Here is a 17,038-nt window from a genome sequence, read left to right as displayed (position 1 = left end):
GCCGGCGCCGCCCTCGGCCAGCGCGGCGCGCACGAGTGCGGTGCCGACGCCGGCGCCGCGCGCGGCCGGGTCGACCGCGATCTCGGCCATCGCGGGGTGTTCGTCATGTGCCGCAACGAGATTGGCGTAGCCGACGATCTCGCCCGCGCGTTCGGCCAGCAGATGCCTGGTCGCCGGATCGGCCTCGGCGAGAGAAAGCACCGCCTGTTCCGACACCGGTGCGACGCCATCGGCGGCCTTCGCCCTGGCCAGCAGCTCACGCACCAGCGGCACGCTCCCCGGCTCGACCCGTTCGGTCCAGGTCAGGGTTGCTGTGTGCGGCATCGACGTCCTCCTCGCTGTGCGCGACGGGCCGATGCCGCGCCGCGCCGTCCTGGCGCTGCTCGGCGCGACTACTGCGCGGTGCCGTTGAGCGGGGCCAGTGAGTCGTCGCCGTCGATGTCCTCGTCCGGGAAACTCACCACCTCGCCCTTGGCCGCGGGGGTCCTGGCCGGGCGCACCGCCTTGTAGCCGACATTGCGCACGGTGCCGATCAGCGATTCGTACTCGCTGCCCAACTTGGCGCGCAGGCGCCGCACGTGCACGTCGACGGTGCGGGTGCCGCCGAAGAAGTCGTAGCCCCACACCTCCTGCAGCAGCTGGGCCCGGGTGAAGACCCGGCCCGCGTGCTGGGCGAGGTACTTGAGCAGTTCGAATTCCTTGTAGGTGAGGTCGAGCGGGCGACCACGCAGCCGCGCGGTGTAGGTGCCCTCGTCGATCACCAGCTCACCCAGGGTGATCTTGCCCGTGTTCTCGGGGCTGGCCACCCCACCGTTGCGGCCGACCAGCAGCCGCAGCCGCGCGTCCAGCTCGGCGGGACCGGTGCCGGGCAGCAGGATGTCGTCCAGGCCCCAGTCCGCGTTGACGGCCACCAGACCGCCCTCGGTCAGCACCGCGACGACCGGCACCGAGGATCCGGTGCTGCCGAGCAGCCTGCACAGTCCACGGGCCGCGGCGAGGTCGGTTCTGGCGTCGACCAGCGCGACATCCGCGCTGCCCGCCTCCAGCAGGGACGACACCTCGGTCGGCGCGGGCCGCACGTTGTGCGCCAGCAGCGACAACGACGGCAACACCGCATCGGGGTTGGGGTCGGAGGTCAGTAGGAGCAGCTCCACCGGGCTCTCCTCCTATCTCGTGGCTCCGCGGACGACAGCAGCCGCGTAGCTACGTCGCCGAAACACAGGTAAGTCGTCTGCAACATTAGCGCGTGCGCGGCCATGACCTCGCAACATGGTGGCCGCGAGGTAACGCGTCGGCGCGCGCTTCGCCCGAACCGTAGCGCCGGATAGGCTGGCTCGCATGCGCAAGCTGATCATCGGGCTGCTGTGCCTGGCCGGGGTGGCGGTGGTGATCGATTTCGGCGCCGCCGCCTACACCGAGTACCACGTGTCGCGGCAACTGCGGGCCGGAGCCGATCTGTCGGCCGACCCCGAAGTGACCATCAAGGGATTCCCCTTCATCGCCCAGGCGGTGTCGGGGCGCTACGACGACGTCCTGGTCCGCGCCCGCAGCATGCGCCCAGATATTCCGGGCGAGATCGCTCTGGAGGCCAATCTCTACGGACTGCACGCCTCGGCGAGCGAGCTGCTCGACGGCACGGCGCGCGCGGTACAGGTCGACCGGGTCGAGGCCCAGATGGCGATCGAGCCGACCGAGCTCGGCCGCCTGTTCGGCATCCCCGATCTGCAGGTCCTCGGCCCGCCCGCCGACAAGGCCGACGGCACCGGCGGTTCGGGCGGTTCCGGCCTGACCACCGCGGGCGCCCATGTGCTCAAGGGCACACTTCCGGTGGCGGCCAACGGCCGCGTGCTCGCGCCGGGCGTCACCCCGGGCAACAACACGACTCGGGTCGAAGTACAGGTCGAAGCCGATCTGATGCTGGACGGGGACAAGATCCGCATCCAGGCCACCCGCTTCTACAAGGACCGCTCCGCCACCGCGGATACGCCGGTCTCGACCACCAAGACCGACATCCTCGACGTCGACAAGCCCGCGGTGCTCGAGCGCTTCAGCCGTACCATCGATACCAAGGAATTGCCGTTCGGCATCGCCCCCACCGAAGTGGAGGCCAAGGGTGGTCAGATCATCGTCTACGGTGTCGGCCGCTCCCTGACCATCGACCTGGACCGATTGCTACAACCATGATCGAACTAGCCATCCTCGCCGCCGTCGTGCTGGCCGCTGTCGCGGTCGGCCTGCTGCTGCGGCGCAACCAGGGCCGGGTCCGCCCGGCCACCCTCGACCCGGAGACCGCCCAGCGCGCTCGCCTGCTGGACGCGGCGGGCGTCACCGGGGCGACCCCCGCGGTGCTGCACTTCTCGGCCGACTGGTGTGGCCCCTGCGACGCGGTTCGCCGCGTGGTCGCCGGCGTGACCGCCGACCTGTCCGATTCTCCGAACGCCCCGCGCGACATCGAGATCGACATCGACGCCGACCCCGCGCTGGCAAGGGAACTCAACGTCCTGTCGCTGCCGACGACCTTCGTCTTCGACGCCGAGGGCAAGGAGCGTTTTCGCATCTCAGGCGTGCCGAAGGCGGGCGATCTGCGCACCGCGCTGGAACCGCTGACAGTGTGATCTGGCCCCCTGTTCCGGGGGGCCGGGACATTTCCCGACGAGACCGGGTAAACTACTCCCCGTGCAATCCGACCACGAGCTGATGCTCACCCGACGCCGCACAGTTGATCTGTGTCGGCTCGGTGGTTGTTGCTGCCTGTGCCGCTGAACGGTCGGCTTCTCTCCCGAGATTCCTGACGCCGACCTCTGTCCGCCGCGCGAGTGATCGACACGATCCCCCGGCGAACTGCAGTTCCCACTGACTCAACTCAGCGCAGGAGTTCGCACGATGACCACTTCCCTTGAATCCCCACCTCGCGTCGATGTTCGCGGGCCGCGCTTCGTGGCCTGGATCACCACCGGCGTGCTGGTGCTGGTGCTCGTCACCGCCGCCTTCTCGACCACCGCCGCCGCGATCCTGATCGGCCTGCAGGCCGTGGTGTTCGCGATCGGCGCCTCCGGCGGCCCCGCCAAGCACCCCTACGGCCGGATCTACGCCGCGCTGATCGCGCCGCGCAACGGTCCGACCACCGAGACCGAGCCCGTGCCGCCGCTGCGTTTCGCGCAGCTGCTCGGCTTCGCGTTCGCCGGTCTCTCCCTGCTGGGCTTCGTGCTCGGCTCCCCGATCGTCGGCGCGGTATTCGCCGGCTTCGCTCTGTTCGCGGCGTTCCTGAACGCGGCGTTCGGGGTTTGCCTGGGCTGCCAGATCTACCCCCTGGTGGCCCGCTTCCGCCGGTCCACTGCATCGTCCGGCGAAACTGGCTGGCCCTCCGTGGTTACGCAGGCTGCCTCCTCCGGGCCTGACGCCAGTTCCGCCGGCCCGGCATCGAACTGAACCCCTGCAAGTCATCTCTGAAAGGAACAACATGGCTCGCTCCGATGTCCTGGTCTCCGTTGACTGGGCCGAAGAGAACCTCAACGCCCCCGGCGTCGTCTTCGTCGAGGTCGACGAGGACACCTCCGCCTACGAGGGTGGCCACATCGAGGGCGCCGTCCGGCTGGACTGGAAGACCGACCTGCAGGATCAGGTTCGTCGCGACTTCGTGAACCAGGAGCAGTTCTCCGACCTGCTCTCCGCGCGCGGCATCGCCAACGACGACACCGTCGTCCTGTACGGCGGCAACAACAACTGGTTCGCGGCGTACGCCTACTGGTACTTCAAGCTGTACGGCCACAACGACGTCAAGCTGCTCGACGGCGGCCGCAAGAAGTGGGAGCTCGACGGTCGCCCGCTCTCGCGTGACGCGGTCTCGCGTCCGGCCACCCAGTACAAGGCCGCCGCCCCCGACACCTCGATCCGCGCGTTCCGCGACGAGGTCATCGCCGCCATCGGCACCAAGAACCTGGTCGACGTGCGTTCGCCCGACGAGTTCTCCGGCAAGATCCTGGCTCCCGCGCACCTGCCGCAGGAGCAGAGCCAGCGTCCCGGCCACATCCCCGGCGCGATCAACGTGCCGTGGAGCAAGGCGGCCAACGAGGACGGCACCTTCCGTTCCGACGCCGAGCTCGCCGAGCTGTACAAGGACGCGGGCCTGGACGGCGAGAAGGAGACCATCGCCTACTGCCGCATCGGTGAGCGCTCCTCGCACACCTGGTTCGTGCTGCAGGAGCTGCTCGGCCACCAGAACGTCAAGAACTACGACGGCAGCTGGACCGAATACGGTTCGCTCGTCGGTGCACCTATCGAGTTGGGAGCGTAAATCTATGTGTGCAGCACCTACCCAGGGTCAGGCCATCCCGGCCGGCGTCGACGTGGAGAAGGAGACGGTCATCACCGGCCGTGTCCTGAGCGCCGACGGTCAGCCGGTGGGCGGCGCGTTCGTGCGTCTGCTCGACGGCAACGGTGACTTCACCGCCGAGGTCGTGGCCTCCGGCACCGGTGACTTCCGCTTCTTCGCCGCGCCGGGTTCGTGGACCCTGCGCGCGCTGTCCTCGTCGGGCAACGGCTCGGCCGAGGTCCGCCCCGAGGGCGCGGGCATCCACTCGGTGGACGTCGAGGTCGCGAAGTAAGAACCTCACAACGGCCCTGGTAGTTCCTGTGCGGGAACTACCAGGGCCGTTTTCGTGTCCGCTCACCGGACTCGCTAGACTCCGATTCGTGGTCCTCTTCTTCGAGATTCTCCTCATCGCCGTGTCGATCCTCATCGGCTGGTTCGGCCTGTACGTCTTCTACCGGCTCTTCACCGAGTCATGAGCGTCAGCGGCCGGAGGCGGCAGCGCAGCGTAACCACGCAGGCCGCCGCTCAGGACTCCATGGGAGCAGCGTCATGAGCGGGCTCGCGAGCGAAGGTTCCGATCCGGCCGAGCGAGCGAGCACAGAGCAAGGCGCTCCGGCCGAGCGTCGCAGCGGTGACGAGGCAGTCAACGTCGCCGCCGAACGGGCGAAAGAGACCGGCGTCCGGAACATTTCGGTCCTGCCGGGTCTTCCCCTGCCCGAGGACACCGCGAATCTGCGCGAGGGTCCCGATCTGAACCACGCCATGCTGGCGTTGCTGCCGCTGGTCGGCGTATGGCGCGGCGAGGGCGAGGGCAACCACTCCGCCGACGGCGACTACCGCTTCGGCCAGCAGATCGTCGTCTCGCACGACGGCGGCGACTACCTGGTCTGGGAGTCGCAGACCTGGAAGCTCGACGGCGAGGGCAACTTCGAACGCCCCGATCTGCGTGAGAGCGGCTTCTGGCGCGTCGGCACCGAGGGCGACGACGAGATGCTCGAACTCCTGCTCACCCACAGCAACGGCATCGTCGAGCTGTTCTACGGCACCGCCCGCACCCAGTCCTCCTGGGAGCTGGCCACCGATGTGGTGATCCGCAGCCAGTCCGGCGCGGTCGTCGGCGGCGCCAAGCGCCTCTACGGCATCGTCGACGGCGGCGACCTGGCCTATGTGGAGGAACGAGTCGACGCCGACGGCGCCCTCGAGCCCCGGCTCTCGGCCCGCTTGCAGCGCTACATCGGCTGACAGATCTCGAATGGAGCGACCCCCGAGCCATTCCGCCGCGTTCGGGAACACGGCGGTCCCGGTTGGATAGGCCGGGGGCTCGGGGGCCGGGTGACTGCCTGGGATTCGCTCAGCGCACCGCTGGGGAATCTCCCGCAGTGGAGCTGCTAGCGGGCAGCCACCTCACGCATCCGATGAACATACATTCTTCAGACCACCTCCTCTCTTGTGTACCGATGAATCTATCGGTGCGGCGCGAGGTCGGCAATTGATTTTCTCGCGGCTCTGAGCTGGGCGGATGCCGGTCAGCGCGCGGGGTGGACGACGTGGCAGGCGCCGGTCGCGTCGACGGTGACGACCGTGTCGGCCCGGTGGTAAGCCGGGAGCTGGTGGGTGACGACGACGACCGTCCGATCCGGGGCGACCAGTCCGCTGTCCGCATCGAGCAGGTCCAGCAGCAGCTGTTCCCCCTCGGCGGCTGCCAGGTGTTCGGTGGGCTCGTCGAGCAGCAGGGTGCGTGCCGGGGCGACCAGCGCGCGGGCGAGCAGCAGGCGGCGGCGCTGGCCGCCCGAGACCGTGGCCGCCCCGGCCGTGAGCCCGGTGTGTACCCCCTCGGGCAGCGATGCCAGCCAGGGACCGAGTCCGACGGCGCGCAACGCGGCCTCGGCGTCGGTCTCCGTCAGATCACCCTTGGCGACACGCAGGTTCTCCAGGATCGAGGTGCCGAACAGGTGGGCGTCCTCGGCGAAGAAGGTGACGCCCTCGCGCGGGGTGTCGAACAGGCCGGCCCACGCCATGAGCAAGGTCGTCTTGCCCGCCCCGCTCGGCCCGACGACGACGATCCGACGGCCCTCCGGCAGCGGAATCCACGACGAGGACAATTCGTCGACGGCTCCTCGCTGCGAGTCCGCTTCGGTGCGGGCCACGGCGCTGTGCCCGGCCGTGCCGGTCGTCTCGGCCGCGTGGGACGTCGTCGCGGTGCGGGCGGGTGGGAGCGGTGCGTCGGTGATCGTGGCCCTCTCGGCGGCACGGAGGCGGTGGAGGGCGGCGCGGGAGGTGGTCAGGGTGGTCGCGGCGGTGGGGAGGGCGCCGACGGCTTCGAAGGCCGAGAGAGGGACGAGGACCAGGATGGTGAGGGCCATCGGGGTCATGCCGCCGGGGAGTCCGCCGGTGGGCCCGTAGGCCGCGATGCCGACCAGCAGGGCGCCGAGCGCGCTGACGCCGATCGACAGCGGAGTGGCCGCGGCCGCCCACGCGCTGTGCGCCGCCGCGGTGTCCTCCGCCCGCACCGCGCGCTCGATCGCCGTGTCCGCCTGCGCGAGTGCGGCATCGAGCTGGCCCGCCACCCGCAGTTCGGCGGCGTGGTCGAGCACGGTGACCGCCTCCGCCGTGAACGCCGCGCGATCGGCCCGCACCGCCTGCTCGGCCTCCCGCGCCGCCACCCCCGCGAGCCACGGTGCGAGCATCCCCGAAACAGCAAGGGCGACAGCCAGAATCCCCGCCGCGGGCACGGAGATGAACGCAATCAGCACCACCGCCGCGATCGACAACACCACCGCGACGGCGACCGGGACCAGCACCCGCACCACGACCGCACCGAGATCATCGATATCGGCACCGATCCGCACGAGCAGATCACCCCGCCGCATCTCCCGCAGATCCCCGCCCCCACCCGAAATCGCACCCCGATCGCCGCTCCCGCCCGCAGACTCCCCCAAGTCGCCACTCCGGTCCGAGGGTTCTGTCAGATCGCCTGCGCGCTCCCATTGATCACGGCCTGTGCCCACTGTCGCCCGCAGGTCGGTCCCTCCGCCCGACCCCGTCATCTCCGGACGATCGGCCGATGCTGCCCCACCCCACCACCAGATATCCGCGTGGGCGAGTGTGCGATACACCGTGGTCCGCGCCGAGGTCATCGCCCGCAGCGCCACATCATGGCTGGCCAGCCGCTCCAGGTAGCGGCACAGCCCGCGCGAGATCCCCAGTGCCCGAACCGCGACCACCGCCACGCTCAGATACAGCACCGGCGGCATCTGCCAGGCCCGCGCGATCAACCAGGCCGCCAGCGCGGCCAGCGCGAGCCCGCTGCCCAGCGCCGCCACACCCCAGGCGATCGCCACCAGGACCCGCCACGGCGACAGCGCCAGCAACTGCCACATCTCCCGCAGATCCCGCACCAGCGACCCGCGCCCGGAACCCCCACGCACCGCACCGATTCCACTCATGACACCGACACCCCCACCACCCCACGAACCACCGCACCGCCCCGGCCTCGGCCCACCGAGCCCGCTTCACCGCCCGATCCCTCTTCGGCACCGACCGCGCCGCACCCGCAGGTTGCGGCGCTATCGCTCCATGCGGCCTCACCGCATTCACCGATGGTGTCCGCCGGACTGTCCGGCAACACACGCTCTGCGTCCGCTGCCGCCCGTCCACCATCCGCGACTTCGCCGCGCGACTCCGCGCCGACATCGGTCGGCCGGACGCCGTGGTCGCGGTCGGTGCACTCGCTGTCGATGCCGTTGTCCGGCAAGGTATCGGGCGACGTGCTGGTGCCGGGCACAGCCGGCAGACCGGGGTCGTCGGAGGCGCCTGCGCCGGGCGCGCTGCTTCCCTCCACGTCCACGACGACGTCGGCGGCGGCCAGCACGGTCGGGCGATGACCGATGACGACGACGGTCGCGCCCGCGGCGGCGAGGGTGCGCAGGGTGGCCAGCACCCGCTGTTCGCTGTGGGAGTCGAGGTGTGCGGTGGGTTCGTCGAGCAGGAGGATGGGGCGGCGGGCGGCCAGCACGCGGGTGAGGGCGAGGCGTTGGCGCTGGCCGAGGGACAGGCCGAGGCCGCCCTGGCCGACCCTGGTATCCCAGCGGTCGGGGAGTTCGTCGAGCACCGCGTCGAATCCCGTCGCGGCGCTGATCTCGTCGAGGTCGGTGGCGGAGTGCGCGCCGAGCAGTGCGATGTTCTCGCGCAGGGTGCCCGGGACCAGCACCGGACGCTGGGGCAGCCAGGCGATGCGGGCCCACCAGCTGTCCGGGTCGAGGGTGCGGACGTCGGCGCCGTCGACGAGGATCGCGCCCGCCTCGGGCGAGATCAGGCCCAGAATCGCTTGCAGCGTGGTCGATTTGCCGCACCCGTTCGGTCCGGTGAGCACCGTGACCAGGCCCGGGGCCAGTTCAGCGGTCAGGCGATCCGGCGCGTTCCCGGATCGCGCGGCGATGGTCAACCCGCGCACCGCGATTCGCGAACCCCTGCCGTCGGCACGTCCAGCATCGCCCCCGCGCTCGATCGCTTCGGCACCCTCGACGCCTATCCCGGGTTCACCCGCGACGGCGTCTTCGGCCCCACCGATCGCGCGGGCGCCGGGAACCGCCCCGCCGGACCGGGAGTCCATCGAATCCGTGTGCCCAGGAGCCGAATTCGCCAGCACCGCGAAGGCCTTGTCCGCCGCCGCCATCCCGTCCTGCGCCGCGTGGAACTTCTCCCCCACCTGCCGCAGCGGCCAGTACACCTCCGGGGCGAGGATCAGCGCGACGAGCCCGGCGTACAACGTCATCTCGCCGTAGACCAGCCGCAGACCGATGGCGACGGCGATCAGGGCGACGCTCAGGGTCGCCAGCGATTCCAGCACCATCGAGGACAGGAAGGCGATCCGCAGCGCCCGCATGGTCCGCCGGCGCAGCGAATCCCCCAGTGCCCGGACCTGATGCACCATGCTCGGCCCGTCGGGTCCCTCACGGCCGAGGGCGCGCAGCGTCGGCATCCCGGCGAACAAATCGAGGAGCTGGTCGGACAGGCGCGTGGTCGCGGCGAGGGTCGCCTCGGCACGGCCCTGGGTGAGCAGGCCGATGAGAATCATGAACAGCGGGATCAGCGGCACCGTGATGATGGCGACGAGCGCCGAGGTCGGATCGTGGAAGGCGATGACCACCACCACGATCGGCGGCACCAGGCAGGCCAGCAGCAGGGCGGGCAGATAACCGGTGAACCAGCCGCGCAACCCGCTGAGCCCGTTCCCGACGACCACCGCGATCTCGGTCCGGCGGGCGTCGAGTTCGCGGGGCGGCAGCTCGGCTCCGGCCCGCAGCACCGCCGACTCGAGCTCGGCGACCACCGTGGCGCCCGCCCGATGCGCCAGCCGCGCCTGCCACCAGCTCGCCGCCGTGCGCACCGCGATCGCGACCACGAGGCCGAGCAATTCGCCCGTCCACGCGGCGAACTCACGCTTGCCGGGATCGGTGATCACCCCCGCGAGCACCCGGCCGAGCAGCACCGCCATCGCCACGATCGTGGCCGTGATGACCAGCGCGAGCAGCACCGACACCACCAGGTGCGGCCGCACCGAGCGGGCGTAGCGCCACAGCCGCGGGTCGACGGGCGGACGACGGCCTGCGCTCTCGCGCGCTGCGGCCGACCCGGCCGCGTCCGCCCGTGCCATCGCTCAGTCCTTGCTGCTCAGCGGCAGCCCGGTCGGCGCCGGAATCTGCTCGACGGTCAGCCGCTTGCGGAACACCCAGTACGTCCAGCCCTGGTAGACCAGCACCACCGGGGTGGCCAGCACGGCGGCCCAGCTCATCACCTTCAGCGTGTAGGCGCTGGAGGAGGCGTTGTAGATGTTCAGGTCGTACAGCGGGCTGATGGTCGAGGGCAGCACGTTCGGGTACATCGAGCCGACGATGAGCACGGTCGCCGAGGCCACGGTGAGCGTGGTGCCCACGAAGGCCCAGCCGTCGCGCCCGGCCACGTTCGCCGCGCCGGCGAGCACCAGGCCGAGCACGGCCGCGCCCAGCGCCGCCCAGGTCCAGCCGGCGCCGTAGGCGAGCTGGGTCCACAGCCCGAACGCGCCGACGATCACCGCGGTCGGCACCAGCAGCAGCCGGACGATGCGCTGCGCGTCGTCGCGGACCTCGCCGCCGGTCTTGAGGACCAGGAACACCGCGCCGTGCAGCGCGAACAGGATGCCGGTCGCCAGGCCGCCGAGCAGGGCGTACGGGCTGAGCAGGTCCCAGACCGAGCCGACGATCTGGCGCTTGTCGTTCAGCGGCACGCCGCGCACCAGGTTCGCGAACACCCAGCCCCAGGCCAGCGCCGGGATCCAGGAGCCGATCCCGATGCCGATGTCGCACCAGGTCCGCCACTTCGGATCGTTGATCTTGGCGCGGTACTCGATCGCGCAGATCCGCAGGATCAGCGCGACCAGCAGCAGCAACAGCGCCAGGTAGAACCCGGAGAACATGCTCGCGTACCACTCGGGGAACGCCGCGAACATCGCGCCGCCCGCGGTGATCAGCCACACCTCGTTGGCGTCCCACACGGGACCGATGGTGTTGAGCACCACGCGCCTGCGGGCATCGGAGCCCTTGCCGATGATCGGCATCAGCATGCCGACGCCGAAGTCGAAGCCCTCCAGCACGAAGTAGCCGGTGAAGAGCACGCCGATCAGGACGAACCAGAATTGCTGCAGATCCATCACCGGCTCCTAGTAAGCGAAGGAAAGTTGCTCGACGGCAGGCTCTTCCGGTTTGCGATGCCTGCCGGTGTCCGGGCCGTCGGGCCCGTCGCCCGGGGTCGGCGGCGTCGGCTCGTCCGGCCCGGCGATCGTGTACCGGCGGATCAGGTAGAACCACACCACCGCCAGCACGCCGTAGAGCAGGGTGAACACGATCAGCGAGAAGATCACCGTCGCCGGGGCGTGGTCGGAGACGGCCTGCTGCACCGTCATCCGGATGTTCGGGTCGCCGGTCGGGTTGGGCACCACCGCCCACGGCTGACGGCCCATCTCGGTGAACACCCAGCCCGCGCTGTTGGCCAGGAAGGGCGTGGGAATCGCGATCAGGCTCAGCCAGGAGAACCAGCGTTGGTCGGGCACCCGGCCGCCGCGGGTCACCCAGAAGCCAACGAGCAGCAGCAGCACCGAACCGGCGGCCAGGCCGATCATGGCGCGGAAGGACCAGTAGGTGACGAACAGGTTCGGCCGGTAGTCGCCGGGACCGTACTTGACGGTGTAGGTCTGCTGGAGGTCGACGACGCCGTCGAGGGTGACGTCGGTGAACTGGCCCTCGGCCAGGTACGGCAGCACGTAGGGCACCTCGAGCACGTGGGTGACACTGTCGCAGTTGTTGTGGGTGCCGACGGTCAGGATGGAGAAGTCGGGGTCGGTCTGGGTGTGGCACAGCGATTCCGCCGAGGCCATCTTCATCGGCTGCTGTTGGAACATCAGCTTGCCCTGGATGTCGCCGGTGAAGATCACCGCGACACCGGCCAGCGCGACGACCACCAGCGAGGCCCGCCCCACCGGCCGCCACATGGTGCGCGCGTCCTCGAGTTTCGCCGGGTCGCCGCTGCGCGCGTTGCGCACCATCCACCAGCCGGCGATCCCGGCGACGAAGGTGCCCGCGGTGAGGAACGCGCCCGCGACGACGTGCGGGAACGCGGCCAGCGTCGTGTTGTTGGTGAGCAGCGCCCAGATGCTTTCCAGCTCAGCGCGTTTGGTCTCGGGGTTGTAGCGCGCGCCGACCGGGTGCTGCATGAACGAGTTCGCGGCGACGATGAAGTAGGCCGAGGCGTTCACACCGAAGGCGACGATCCAGATGGTCGCCAGGTGCACCAGTTTCGGGAGCCGGGTCCAGCCGAAGATCCACAGGCCGATGAACGTCGACTCCATGAAGAAGGCGATGAGCGCTTCCAGCGCCAGTGGCGCGCCGAAGATGTCGCCGATGAACCGGGAGTACTCGCTCCAGTTCATGCCGAACTGGAATTCCTGGACGATGCCGGTCGCGACACCGATGGCGAAGTTGATCAGGAACAGTTTGCCGAAGAACTTCGTGAGCCGGTACCAGTGTTCCTTGCCGGTGATCACCCAGGCGGTCTGCATCATGGCGATCAGCGGCGCGAGGCCGATGGTCAGCGGAACGAAGATGAAGTGATAGACGGTGGTGATACCGAATTGCCACCGGGAGACGTCCACAATGTCCATCCGACCCTCCAGCTTCTACTACGACAAGTCGTAGTAGATCGTACGCCTGGATCTACCGCTGGTGAGCGTGACAACCGCCACGACACGCCGGAAAATTGCTGCACGATTGGATATACGCGGTCCGACCGGGCGATCCCGGCGCCGCAGGGGCACGCCCACCCGTGCCCCTCACACGACTCACCAGTCGCCGATGGTCCCCGGCCGTTCGATCCCCAGATCCACCATATCGATGATTTCCTGCGCATTGTCCGGTGCCGACATGCGCACGCCGTCGAGCTGGTTCACCCGCGCGGCCAGCGTGATGCTCGACAGCAGCCAGATGCTGTCGCAGTCGAACAGGTCGGCGGTGAACAGCGACTGGTACTTGCACTCCCAGCCCTGCTTCTCCGCGACCGCGAACAGCGAACGCTGCGTGACCCCGGGCAGCACTCCGCTCTTGGCCGGCGGGGTGATGAGCTGCTTGTCACGGGCGATCACCACAGTCGAGCGCGGACCCTCGAGCACGCGGTGCTCGGTGCTGTGGAAGATCACGTCCTCGGCGCCCATCCGGCGGGCGAAGCGCAGCGCGGCCATATTGGTCGCGTAGGACAGCGTCTTCGCGCCGAGCAGCTGCCACGGCGCCGCCTGGGCGAGGTCGACCGAGATGCCACGGGCCAGCGACATCACCTTGACGCCTTCGGCGCGGGCGGTCGCGACGCGGGCCGGTACCGGGGAGACGAGCACGTACGCGGTGGGCTTGGGGTCGGTCGAGGTCAGACCGGTCGGCGCGTCGTACTCCGAGTCGCGGCCGCGGGTGTAGATGAGCCGCAGCATGCCCTCTTCCTCGGAGCCCCATTCCTTGACCGCGACCTCCACCGCGGAGCGCCATTTCGACAGCCCCGGCTCCGGCAGATCCAGCGCCTGCGCCGACCGCCGCAGCCTGGCCAAGTGGAATTCCAGCGCGGTCGCCGTGCCGCCGCGCACCAAAATAGTTTCGAAGACGCCATCGCCGCGCAGTGCGCCGATGTCGTCGGCATAAAGCGACGGCGCGTCCGCATCAGCGACCGCGCCGTCGAGTGTCACAAGAACCCGTTCTCCCATGTGACGAGCGTAGGCGTTATCGGTCCGTTATGCCTACGGCTGCGCACATTGGGGCATGCTCGGACGCCCGGCTGCGGCGTGTGTCGGTAGACGCGCCTACAGTGGTCGATGTGTCGGTGGTTGTCGCCCCCAGTCCTGTTCTCCACACTCCGGGTGCCGTCGCGGGCGCTCCGGGTTCCCCGGACGCCGCCGTCGCCTGGCATTACGGCGATCCGTTCGGCGAACAGAAGGCCGCCGCGCAGCGGGTCGCGGTGGTCGATCGCTCGCATCGCAGCGTCGCCAGGATCACCGGCGCCGAGCGCCTGAGCTGGCTGCACACCATCACCAGCCAGCACATCGCCGCGCTGCCCGACGGGCACAGCGCCGAGAATCTGGACCTCGACCTCAACGGCCGGGTGCTGCACCACTTCGTACTCACCGATCTCGACGGCACCGTCTGGCTCGACACCGAGGCCGAGCGCGGCGCCGACCTGCTGTCGTTCCTCCAGAAGATGGTCTTCTGGGCCGACGCCAAGCCCGAGGCCGCGCCCGACTACGCCGTGCTGAGCCTGCTCGGTCCCCGCGTCGCGACGCTGCTCGACGCGCTCGGTGTCGAGGCGCTGCCCGAGGTGTACGCCGCCGTCGCCCTGCCGGGCGGCGGTTTCCTGCGCCGCATGCCGTGGCCGAGCGCCGATTCCTTCGATCTCGTCGTCCCCCGCGCCGAGCTCACCACCTGGTGGACCAAGCTCACCCAGGCCGGGGCCGAGCCCGCGGGGATGTGGGCGTTCGAGGCCCTGCGGGTGGCCGAGCTGCGGCCCCGGATCGGCGTCGACACCGACGAGCGCACCATCCCGCACGAGGCCCGCTGGATCGGCGGCGTCGACGAGCACGGCGCGGTGCACCTGAACAAGGGCTGCTACCGCGGCCAGGAGACGGTCGCCCGGGTGCACAATCTGGGCAAGCCGCCGCGCAACCTGGTGCTGTTGCACCTGGACGGTTCCGCCGACGAACGCCCCGCCGTCGGCGACGACGTCACCGCGGGTGGCCGCACGGTCGGCAGGCTCGGCACGGTCGTCGACCACTACGAACTCGGCCCGATCGCGCTGGCGCTGATCAAACGGTCGGTCCCCGCGGGCACCGAACTGGTGGTCGGCTCCATGGCCGCCGCCATCGACCCCGACTCGATCCCCGCCGACGATGTCGTGCAGGCGGGCCGGGCCGCTGTCGACCGGCTGCGCGGGCGATGAGCCGCGAGCTCATGCGTGTCGGTGACACCGGCCGGGTCGAGGCCGTGTGCGTCGTGCACGCCGAACTCGAGGTGCGCACCCGCGTCGGCCGCACCGCGATCGACAAGCGCCCGGTCGACGGGCGGGTCGCGGTCGGCGTGCTGGGCTTGGCCGGCGACCACGTCTGCGACACCGTCAACCACGGCGGCGTGCACCAGGCCGTCTACGCCTACGCCGAGGAGGACGCCCGCCGCTGGGCGAGCGAACTCGACCGCGAGCTTCCCGCGGGCTGGTTCGGCGAGAACCTGCGGCTGAGCGGGCTCCCGATCAGCGACGCGGTGCTCGGCGCGCACCTGGCCATCGGCGAAACCCTGCTCGAGGTCAGCGCCCCGCGCGTCCCGTGCTCGACCTTCCAGCAGTGGGCGGGTGAGCGGCAGTGGGTCAAGCGCTTCACGCTCCAGTCCGATACCGGCGCCTACTTCCGGGTCCTCACCGAGGGCACGATCGGCGCGGGTGACGAGGTCCGCGTGCTCGCGGTGCCCGGCCACGGCATCACCGTGCGCGATCTGTTCACCGGCGCCGACCCCGCCCTACTGGAGCGCCTGCGCACCGAGGAACCGACCATCTCCGACGATGTCCGCATGCAGATCGACCGGCACACCCGAACCCGGGCCGGCGTCACCGTGGAGGTCAGCCCATGAGCGTGGAACTGGTCGAGGTGGTCCGTTCGGGCTTCCGGGAGTGCGTGCACCGCGGATCGGTGGTCGTGCTCGACGCCGACGGCACGCCGACGCTCGAACTCGGCGAGGTGCACGGCCCGATCTTCCCCCGCTCGACCAACAAGCCGATGCAGGCGTTGACCCTGCTGCGCAACGGTTTCGACCCCCTCGACGACGCCGAGCTGGCCGTGGCCACCGCCTCCCATTTCGGCGAGCCCGACCACATCGTCCTGGTCCGCAGGCTGCTCGACCGCTACGGCTTCACCCCGTCCGACCTCGCCTGCCCGCCCGACCTGCCCTTCGAGGAACGGGCCCGCGCCGCCGCGCTCACCGGCTCGGGTCCGAGCCCGCTGTACATGAACTGCTCGGGCAAACACGCGGCGATGCTGGCCACCTGCGTGATCAACGACTGGCCGCGCACCGGGTATCTCGAGGTCGAGCACCCGTTGCAGCAGGCCGTGCTCACCACCGTCGCCGACGTCACCGGCGAACCGGAGACCGACCTGGGCATCGACGGCTGCGGCCTGCCGATCGTGCCCGTCTCGCTGATCAATCTCGCGCGCGCGTTCGCCGGCTTCACCACGGCCGAGCCCGGTACCGCGCCGCGCCGGATCGCCGATGCCGTTCGGGCGAATCCGCGAGTGATTTCGGGCACGAAGGGCCCGGACCTGCTGGCCATGGCGGCCACCCCCGGCCTGTTCTGCAAGATCGGCGCCGACGGTGTGCACGCCGGCGCGCTGCCCGACGGCAGGGCCTTCGCGTACAAGATCGACGACGGTCACGACCGGGCCCGGATGCCGCTGACGCTGGCGATTCTGCGCAGACTCGGGGTCGACTGGACCGACCAGCACACCGAGCTCGCGGCCACCGCGGTGCTCGGCGGCGACGCCAGAGTCGGCGTCATCCGCGCGATCCCGGGCGTGCTCTGAGACCAGGCGGTCTGGGCGAAGAAGGGGCAAACGGCGGCGGTTCGGCAGTTCTTCACCCACTCCTGGGAGCGCGACCGTCTAACACACGCTAAAGTGTCTGTCAGGAAGAGTATTAATTCGAACGGGGCCGCCAACAAACCCCAGGCCGCCCCGCAGTGACGCGAGGGGGTCAGCCATGGGCCGTGGCCGGGCTAAGGCAAAGCAGACCAAAGTCGCACGTGAGCTCAAGTACAGCTCCGCGCCGACCGACTTCGCGAGCCTTCAGCGCGAGCTGTCGGATAGCACTCCGCTCCACTCCCAACCAAGGAGTGGCGGCGTACTTTCCGATGAGCACGACGCAGACGATTCGCCGTCCCGTTGGAACAACGAGGACGACGACTACGACAGCTGGCGTCGCTGATCGAACGCCGGTGAAAAGGGGGAGGCCACGCGGCCTCCCCCTTCAACCGTTGTTCCGGCAGCGACCCAGGCTCGCAGCAGTACGGCGAACATCCGAATAGACGACGAGCGTCCTGTGCACACACAGGACGCTCGTCGTGTTCGCCGCCTCGGGACCCCGACCGCCCCGAGCCGACGGGCACCTACCCCACTCGTGAGGG

The 17,038-nt window shown here is 69.9% G+C and carries 16 protein-coding genes and 1 pseudogene; 10 read left to right on the top strand and 7 right to left on the bottom strand.

Annotated features, from left to right (window positions below):
• The coding region (locus ATM97_RS15805; protein WP_218718769.1) for a GNAT family N-acetyltransferase at window positions 1–324 on the bottom strand (324 nt) is incomplete at its 3' end.
• A 68-nt stretch (window positions 325–392) separates the two neighbouring features.
• Window positions 393–1,154 (bottom strand): response regulator transcription factor, encoded by a 762-nt coding sequence (locus ATM97_RS15800; RefSeq protein WP_218718768.1) that lies wholly within the window; start codon window positions 1,152–1,154, stop codon window positions 393–395.
• Between the two features lie 184 nt (window positions 1,155–1,338).
• Between ATM97_RS15800 and ATM97_RS15795 the strand changes: the two genes are divergently transcribed.
• The 6 genes from ATM97_RS15795 to ATM97_RS15770 all read left to right on the top strand — a co-directional run bounded on the left by ATM97_RS15795 (window position 1,339) and on the right by ATM97_RS15770 (window position 5,554).
• Window positions 1,339–2,184, top strand: coding sequence for an LmeA family phospholipid-binding protein (locus tag ATM97_RS15795; protein WP_218718767.1), 846 nt, complete (start codon window positions 1,339–1,341; stop codon window positions 2,182–2,184).
• Entirely contained in the window at window positions 2,181–2,615 is a 435-nt protein-coding gene (locus ATM97_RS15790; RefSeq protein ID WP_218718766.1) for a thioredoxin family protein, read from the top strand. Before ATM97_RS15795 ends, ATM97_RS15790 begins: the two co-directional genes overlap by 4 nt.
• Window positions 2,616–2,883: 268 nt before the next feature.
• On the top strand, window positions 2,884–3,429 hold the full coding sequence (locus ATM97_RS15785) for a DUF4395 domain-containing protein (protein ID WP_255587837.1): 546 nt from the start codon (window positions 2,884–2,886) through the stop codon (window positions 3,427–3,429).
• A gap of 31 nt (window positions 3,430–3,460) precedes the next feature.
• Window positions 3,461–4,294, top strand: coding sequence for a sulfurtransferase (locus ATM97_RS15780; protein WP_019044855.1), 834 nt, complete (start codon window positions 3,461–3,463; stop codon window positions 4,292–4,294).
• Between the two features lie 4 nt (window positions 4,295–4,298).
• Window positions 4,299–4,604 (top strand): DUF1416 domain-containing protein, encoded by a 306-nt coding sequence (locus ATM97_RS15775; protein WP_022565856.1) that lies wholly within the window; start codon window positions 4,299–4,301, stop codon window positions 4,602–4,604.
• A 257-nt stretch (window positions 4,605–4,861) separates the two neighbouring features.
• Window positions 4,862–5,554: an FABP family protein gene (locus ATM97_RS15770; protein ID WP_218718765.1), complete on the top strand. Its 693-nt coding sequence runs from the start codon at window positions 4,862–4,864 to the stop codon at window positions 5,552–5,554.
• A 284-nt stretch (window positions 5,555–5,838) separates the two neighbouring features.
• On the opposite strand, the gene cydC is transcribed toward ATM97_RS15770, so the two are convergent.
• From cydC to ATM97_RS15745, 5 genes and pseudogenes are all read right to left on the bottom strand, one after another.
• The gene (cydC, locus tag ATM97_RS15765) at window positions 5,839–7,692 is read right to left on the bottom strand and encodes a thiol reductant ABC exporter subunit CydC (RefSeq protein WP_255587859.1); all 1,854 of its coding nucleotides are present in this window, start codon (window positions 7,690–7,692) and stop codon (window positions 5,839–5,841) included.
• A 443-nt stretch (window positions 7,693–8,135) separates the two neighbouring features.
• Window positions 8,136–9,968, bottom strand: a pseudogene (gene cydD, locus ATM97_RS15760) (thiol reductant ABC exporter subunit CydD); the annotation flags it as partial.
• Between the two features lie 3 nt (window positions 9,969–9,971).
• The gene (gene cydB, locus ATM97_RS15755; protein ID WP_218718762.1) at window positions 9,972–11,000 is read right to left on the bottom strand and encodes a cytochrome d ubiquinol oxidase subunit II; all 1,029 of its coding nucleotides are present in this window, start codon (window positions 10,998–11,000) and stop codon (window positions 9,972–9,974) included.
• 9 nt (window positions 11,001–11,009) lie between these two features.
• Window positions 11,010–12,506, bottom strand: a complete 1,497-nt coding sequence (locus ATM97_RS15750) for a cytochrome ubiquinol oxidase subunit I (RefSeq protein ID WP_218718761.1) — start codon at window positions 12,504–12,506, stop codon at window positions 11,010–11,012.
• Window positions 12,507–12,683: 177 nt separating this feature from the next.
• Window positions 12,684–13,586, bottom strand: coding sequence for an aminodeoxychorismate lyase (locus tag ATM97_RS15745; protein WP_218718760.1), 903 nt, complete (start codon window positions 13,584–13,586; stop codon window positions 12,684–12,686).
• A 110-nt stretch (window positions 13,587–13,696) separates the two neighbouring features.
• On the opposite strand from ATM97_RS15745, the gene ATM97_RS15740 reads away from it, so the two are divergent.
• The 4 genes from ATM97_RS15740 (at window position 13,697) to ATM97_RS15725 (ending at window position 16,839) form a co-directional block, all read left to right on the top strand.
• A complete protein-coding gene (locus tag ATM97_RS15740) occupies window positions 13,697–14,812 on the top strand; it encodes a folate-binding protein YgfZ (protein ID WP_374104864.1) in 1,116 nt (371 codons plus the stop codon).
• A gap of 11 nt (window positions 14,813–14,823) precedes the next feature.
• Window positions 14,824–15,492, top strand: a complete 669-nt coding sequence (locus ATM97_RS15735; protein ID WP_218718758.1) for an MOSC domain-containing protein — start codon at window positions 14,824–14,826, stop codon at window positions 15,490–15,492.
• Window positions 15,489–16,439, top strand: coding sequence for an asparaginase (locus tag ATM97_RS15730; RefSeq protein WP_218718757.1), 951 nt, complete (start codon window positions 15,489–15,491; stop codon window positions 16,437–16,439). The genes ATM97_RS15735 and ATM97_RS15730 overlap by 4 nt, the downstream gene beginning before the upstream one ends.
• A gap of 175 nt (window positions 16,440–16,614) precedes the next feature.
• Window positions 16,615–16,839: a DUF3073 domain-containing protein gene (locus ATM97_RS15725; RefSeq protein WP_218718756.1), complete on the top strand. Its 225-nt coding sequence runs from the start codon at window positions 16,615–16,617 to the stop codon at window positions 16,837–16,839.
• Window positions 16,840–17,038: the final 199 nt, after the last annotated feature.

It is taken from the genome of Nocardia sp. MH4 (genome assembly GCF_019266065.1).
Lineage (GTDB): Bacteria > Actinomycetota > Actinomycetes > Mycobacteriales > Mycobacteriaceae > Nocardia > Nocardia canadensis.
The sequence above is the reverse complement of the archived record's forward strand: the minus strand, read 5'-3'. Positions and strand labels throughout refer to the sequence as shown.

Coding starts and splice junctions, on each gene's coding strand:
- ATM97_RS15730 (WP_218718757.1), top strand. CDS start 15,489: ATGAGCGTGGAACTGGTCGAGGTGGTCCGTTCGGGCTTCCGGGAGTGC.
- ATM97_RS15775 (WP_022565856.1), top strand. CDS start 4,299: ATGTGTGCAGCACCTACCCAGGGTCAGGCCATCCCGGCCGGCGTCGAC.
- ATM97_RS15795 (WP_218718767.1), top strand. CDS start 1,339: ATGCGCAAGCTGATCATCGGGCTGCTGTGCCTGGCCGGGGTGGCGGTG.
- ATM97_RS15735 (WP_218718758.1), top strand. CDS start 14,824: ATGCGTGTCGGTGACACCGGCCGGGTCGAGGCCGTGTGCGTCGTGCAC.
- ATM97_RS15750 (WP_218718761.1), bottom strand. CDS start 12,506: ATGGACATTGTGGACGTCTCCCGGTGGCAATTCGGTATCACCACCGTC.
- cydC (WP_255587859.1), bottom strand. CDS start 7,692: ATGTGGCAGTTGCTGGCGCTGTCGCCGTGGCGGGTCCTGGTGGCGATC.
- cydB (WP_218718762.1), bottom strand. CDS start 11,000: ATGGATCTGCAGCAATTCTGGTTCGTCCTGATCGGCGTGCTCTTCACC.
- ATM97_RS15780 (WP_019044855.1), top strand. CDS start 3,461: ATGGCTCGCTCCGATGTCCTGGTCTCCGTTGACTGGGCCGAAGAGAAC.
- ATM97_RS15770 (WP_218718765.1), top strand. CDS start 4,862: ATGAGCGGGCTCGCGAGCGAAGGTTCCGATCCGGCCGAGCGAGCGAGC.
- ATM97_RS15745 (WP_218718760.1), bottom strand. CDS start 13,586: ATGGGAGAACGGGTTCTTGTGACACTCGACGGCGCGGTCGCTGATGCG.
- ATM97_RS15785 (WP_255587837.1), top strand. CDS start 2,884: ATGACCACTTCCCTTGAATCCCCACCTCGCGTCGATGTTCGCGGGCCG.
- ATM97_RS15725 (WP_218718756.1), top strand. CDS start 16,615: ATGGGCCGTGGCCGGGCTAAGGCAAAGCAGACCAAAGTCGCACGTGAG.
- ATM97_RS15790 (WP_218718766.1), top strand. CDS start 2,181: ATGATCGAACTAGCCATCCTCGCCGCCGTCGTGCTGGCCGCTGTCGCG.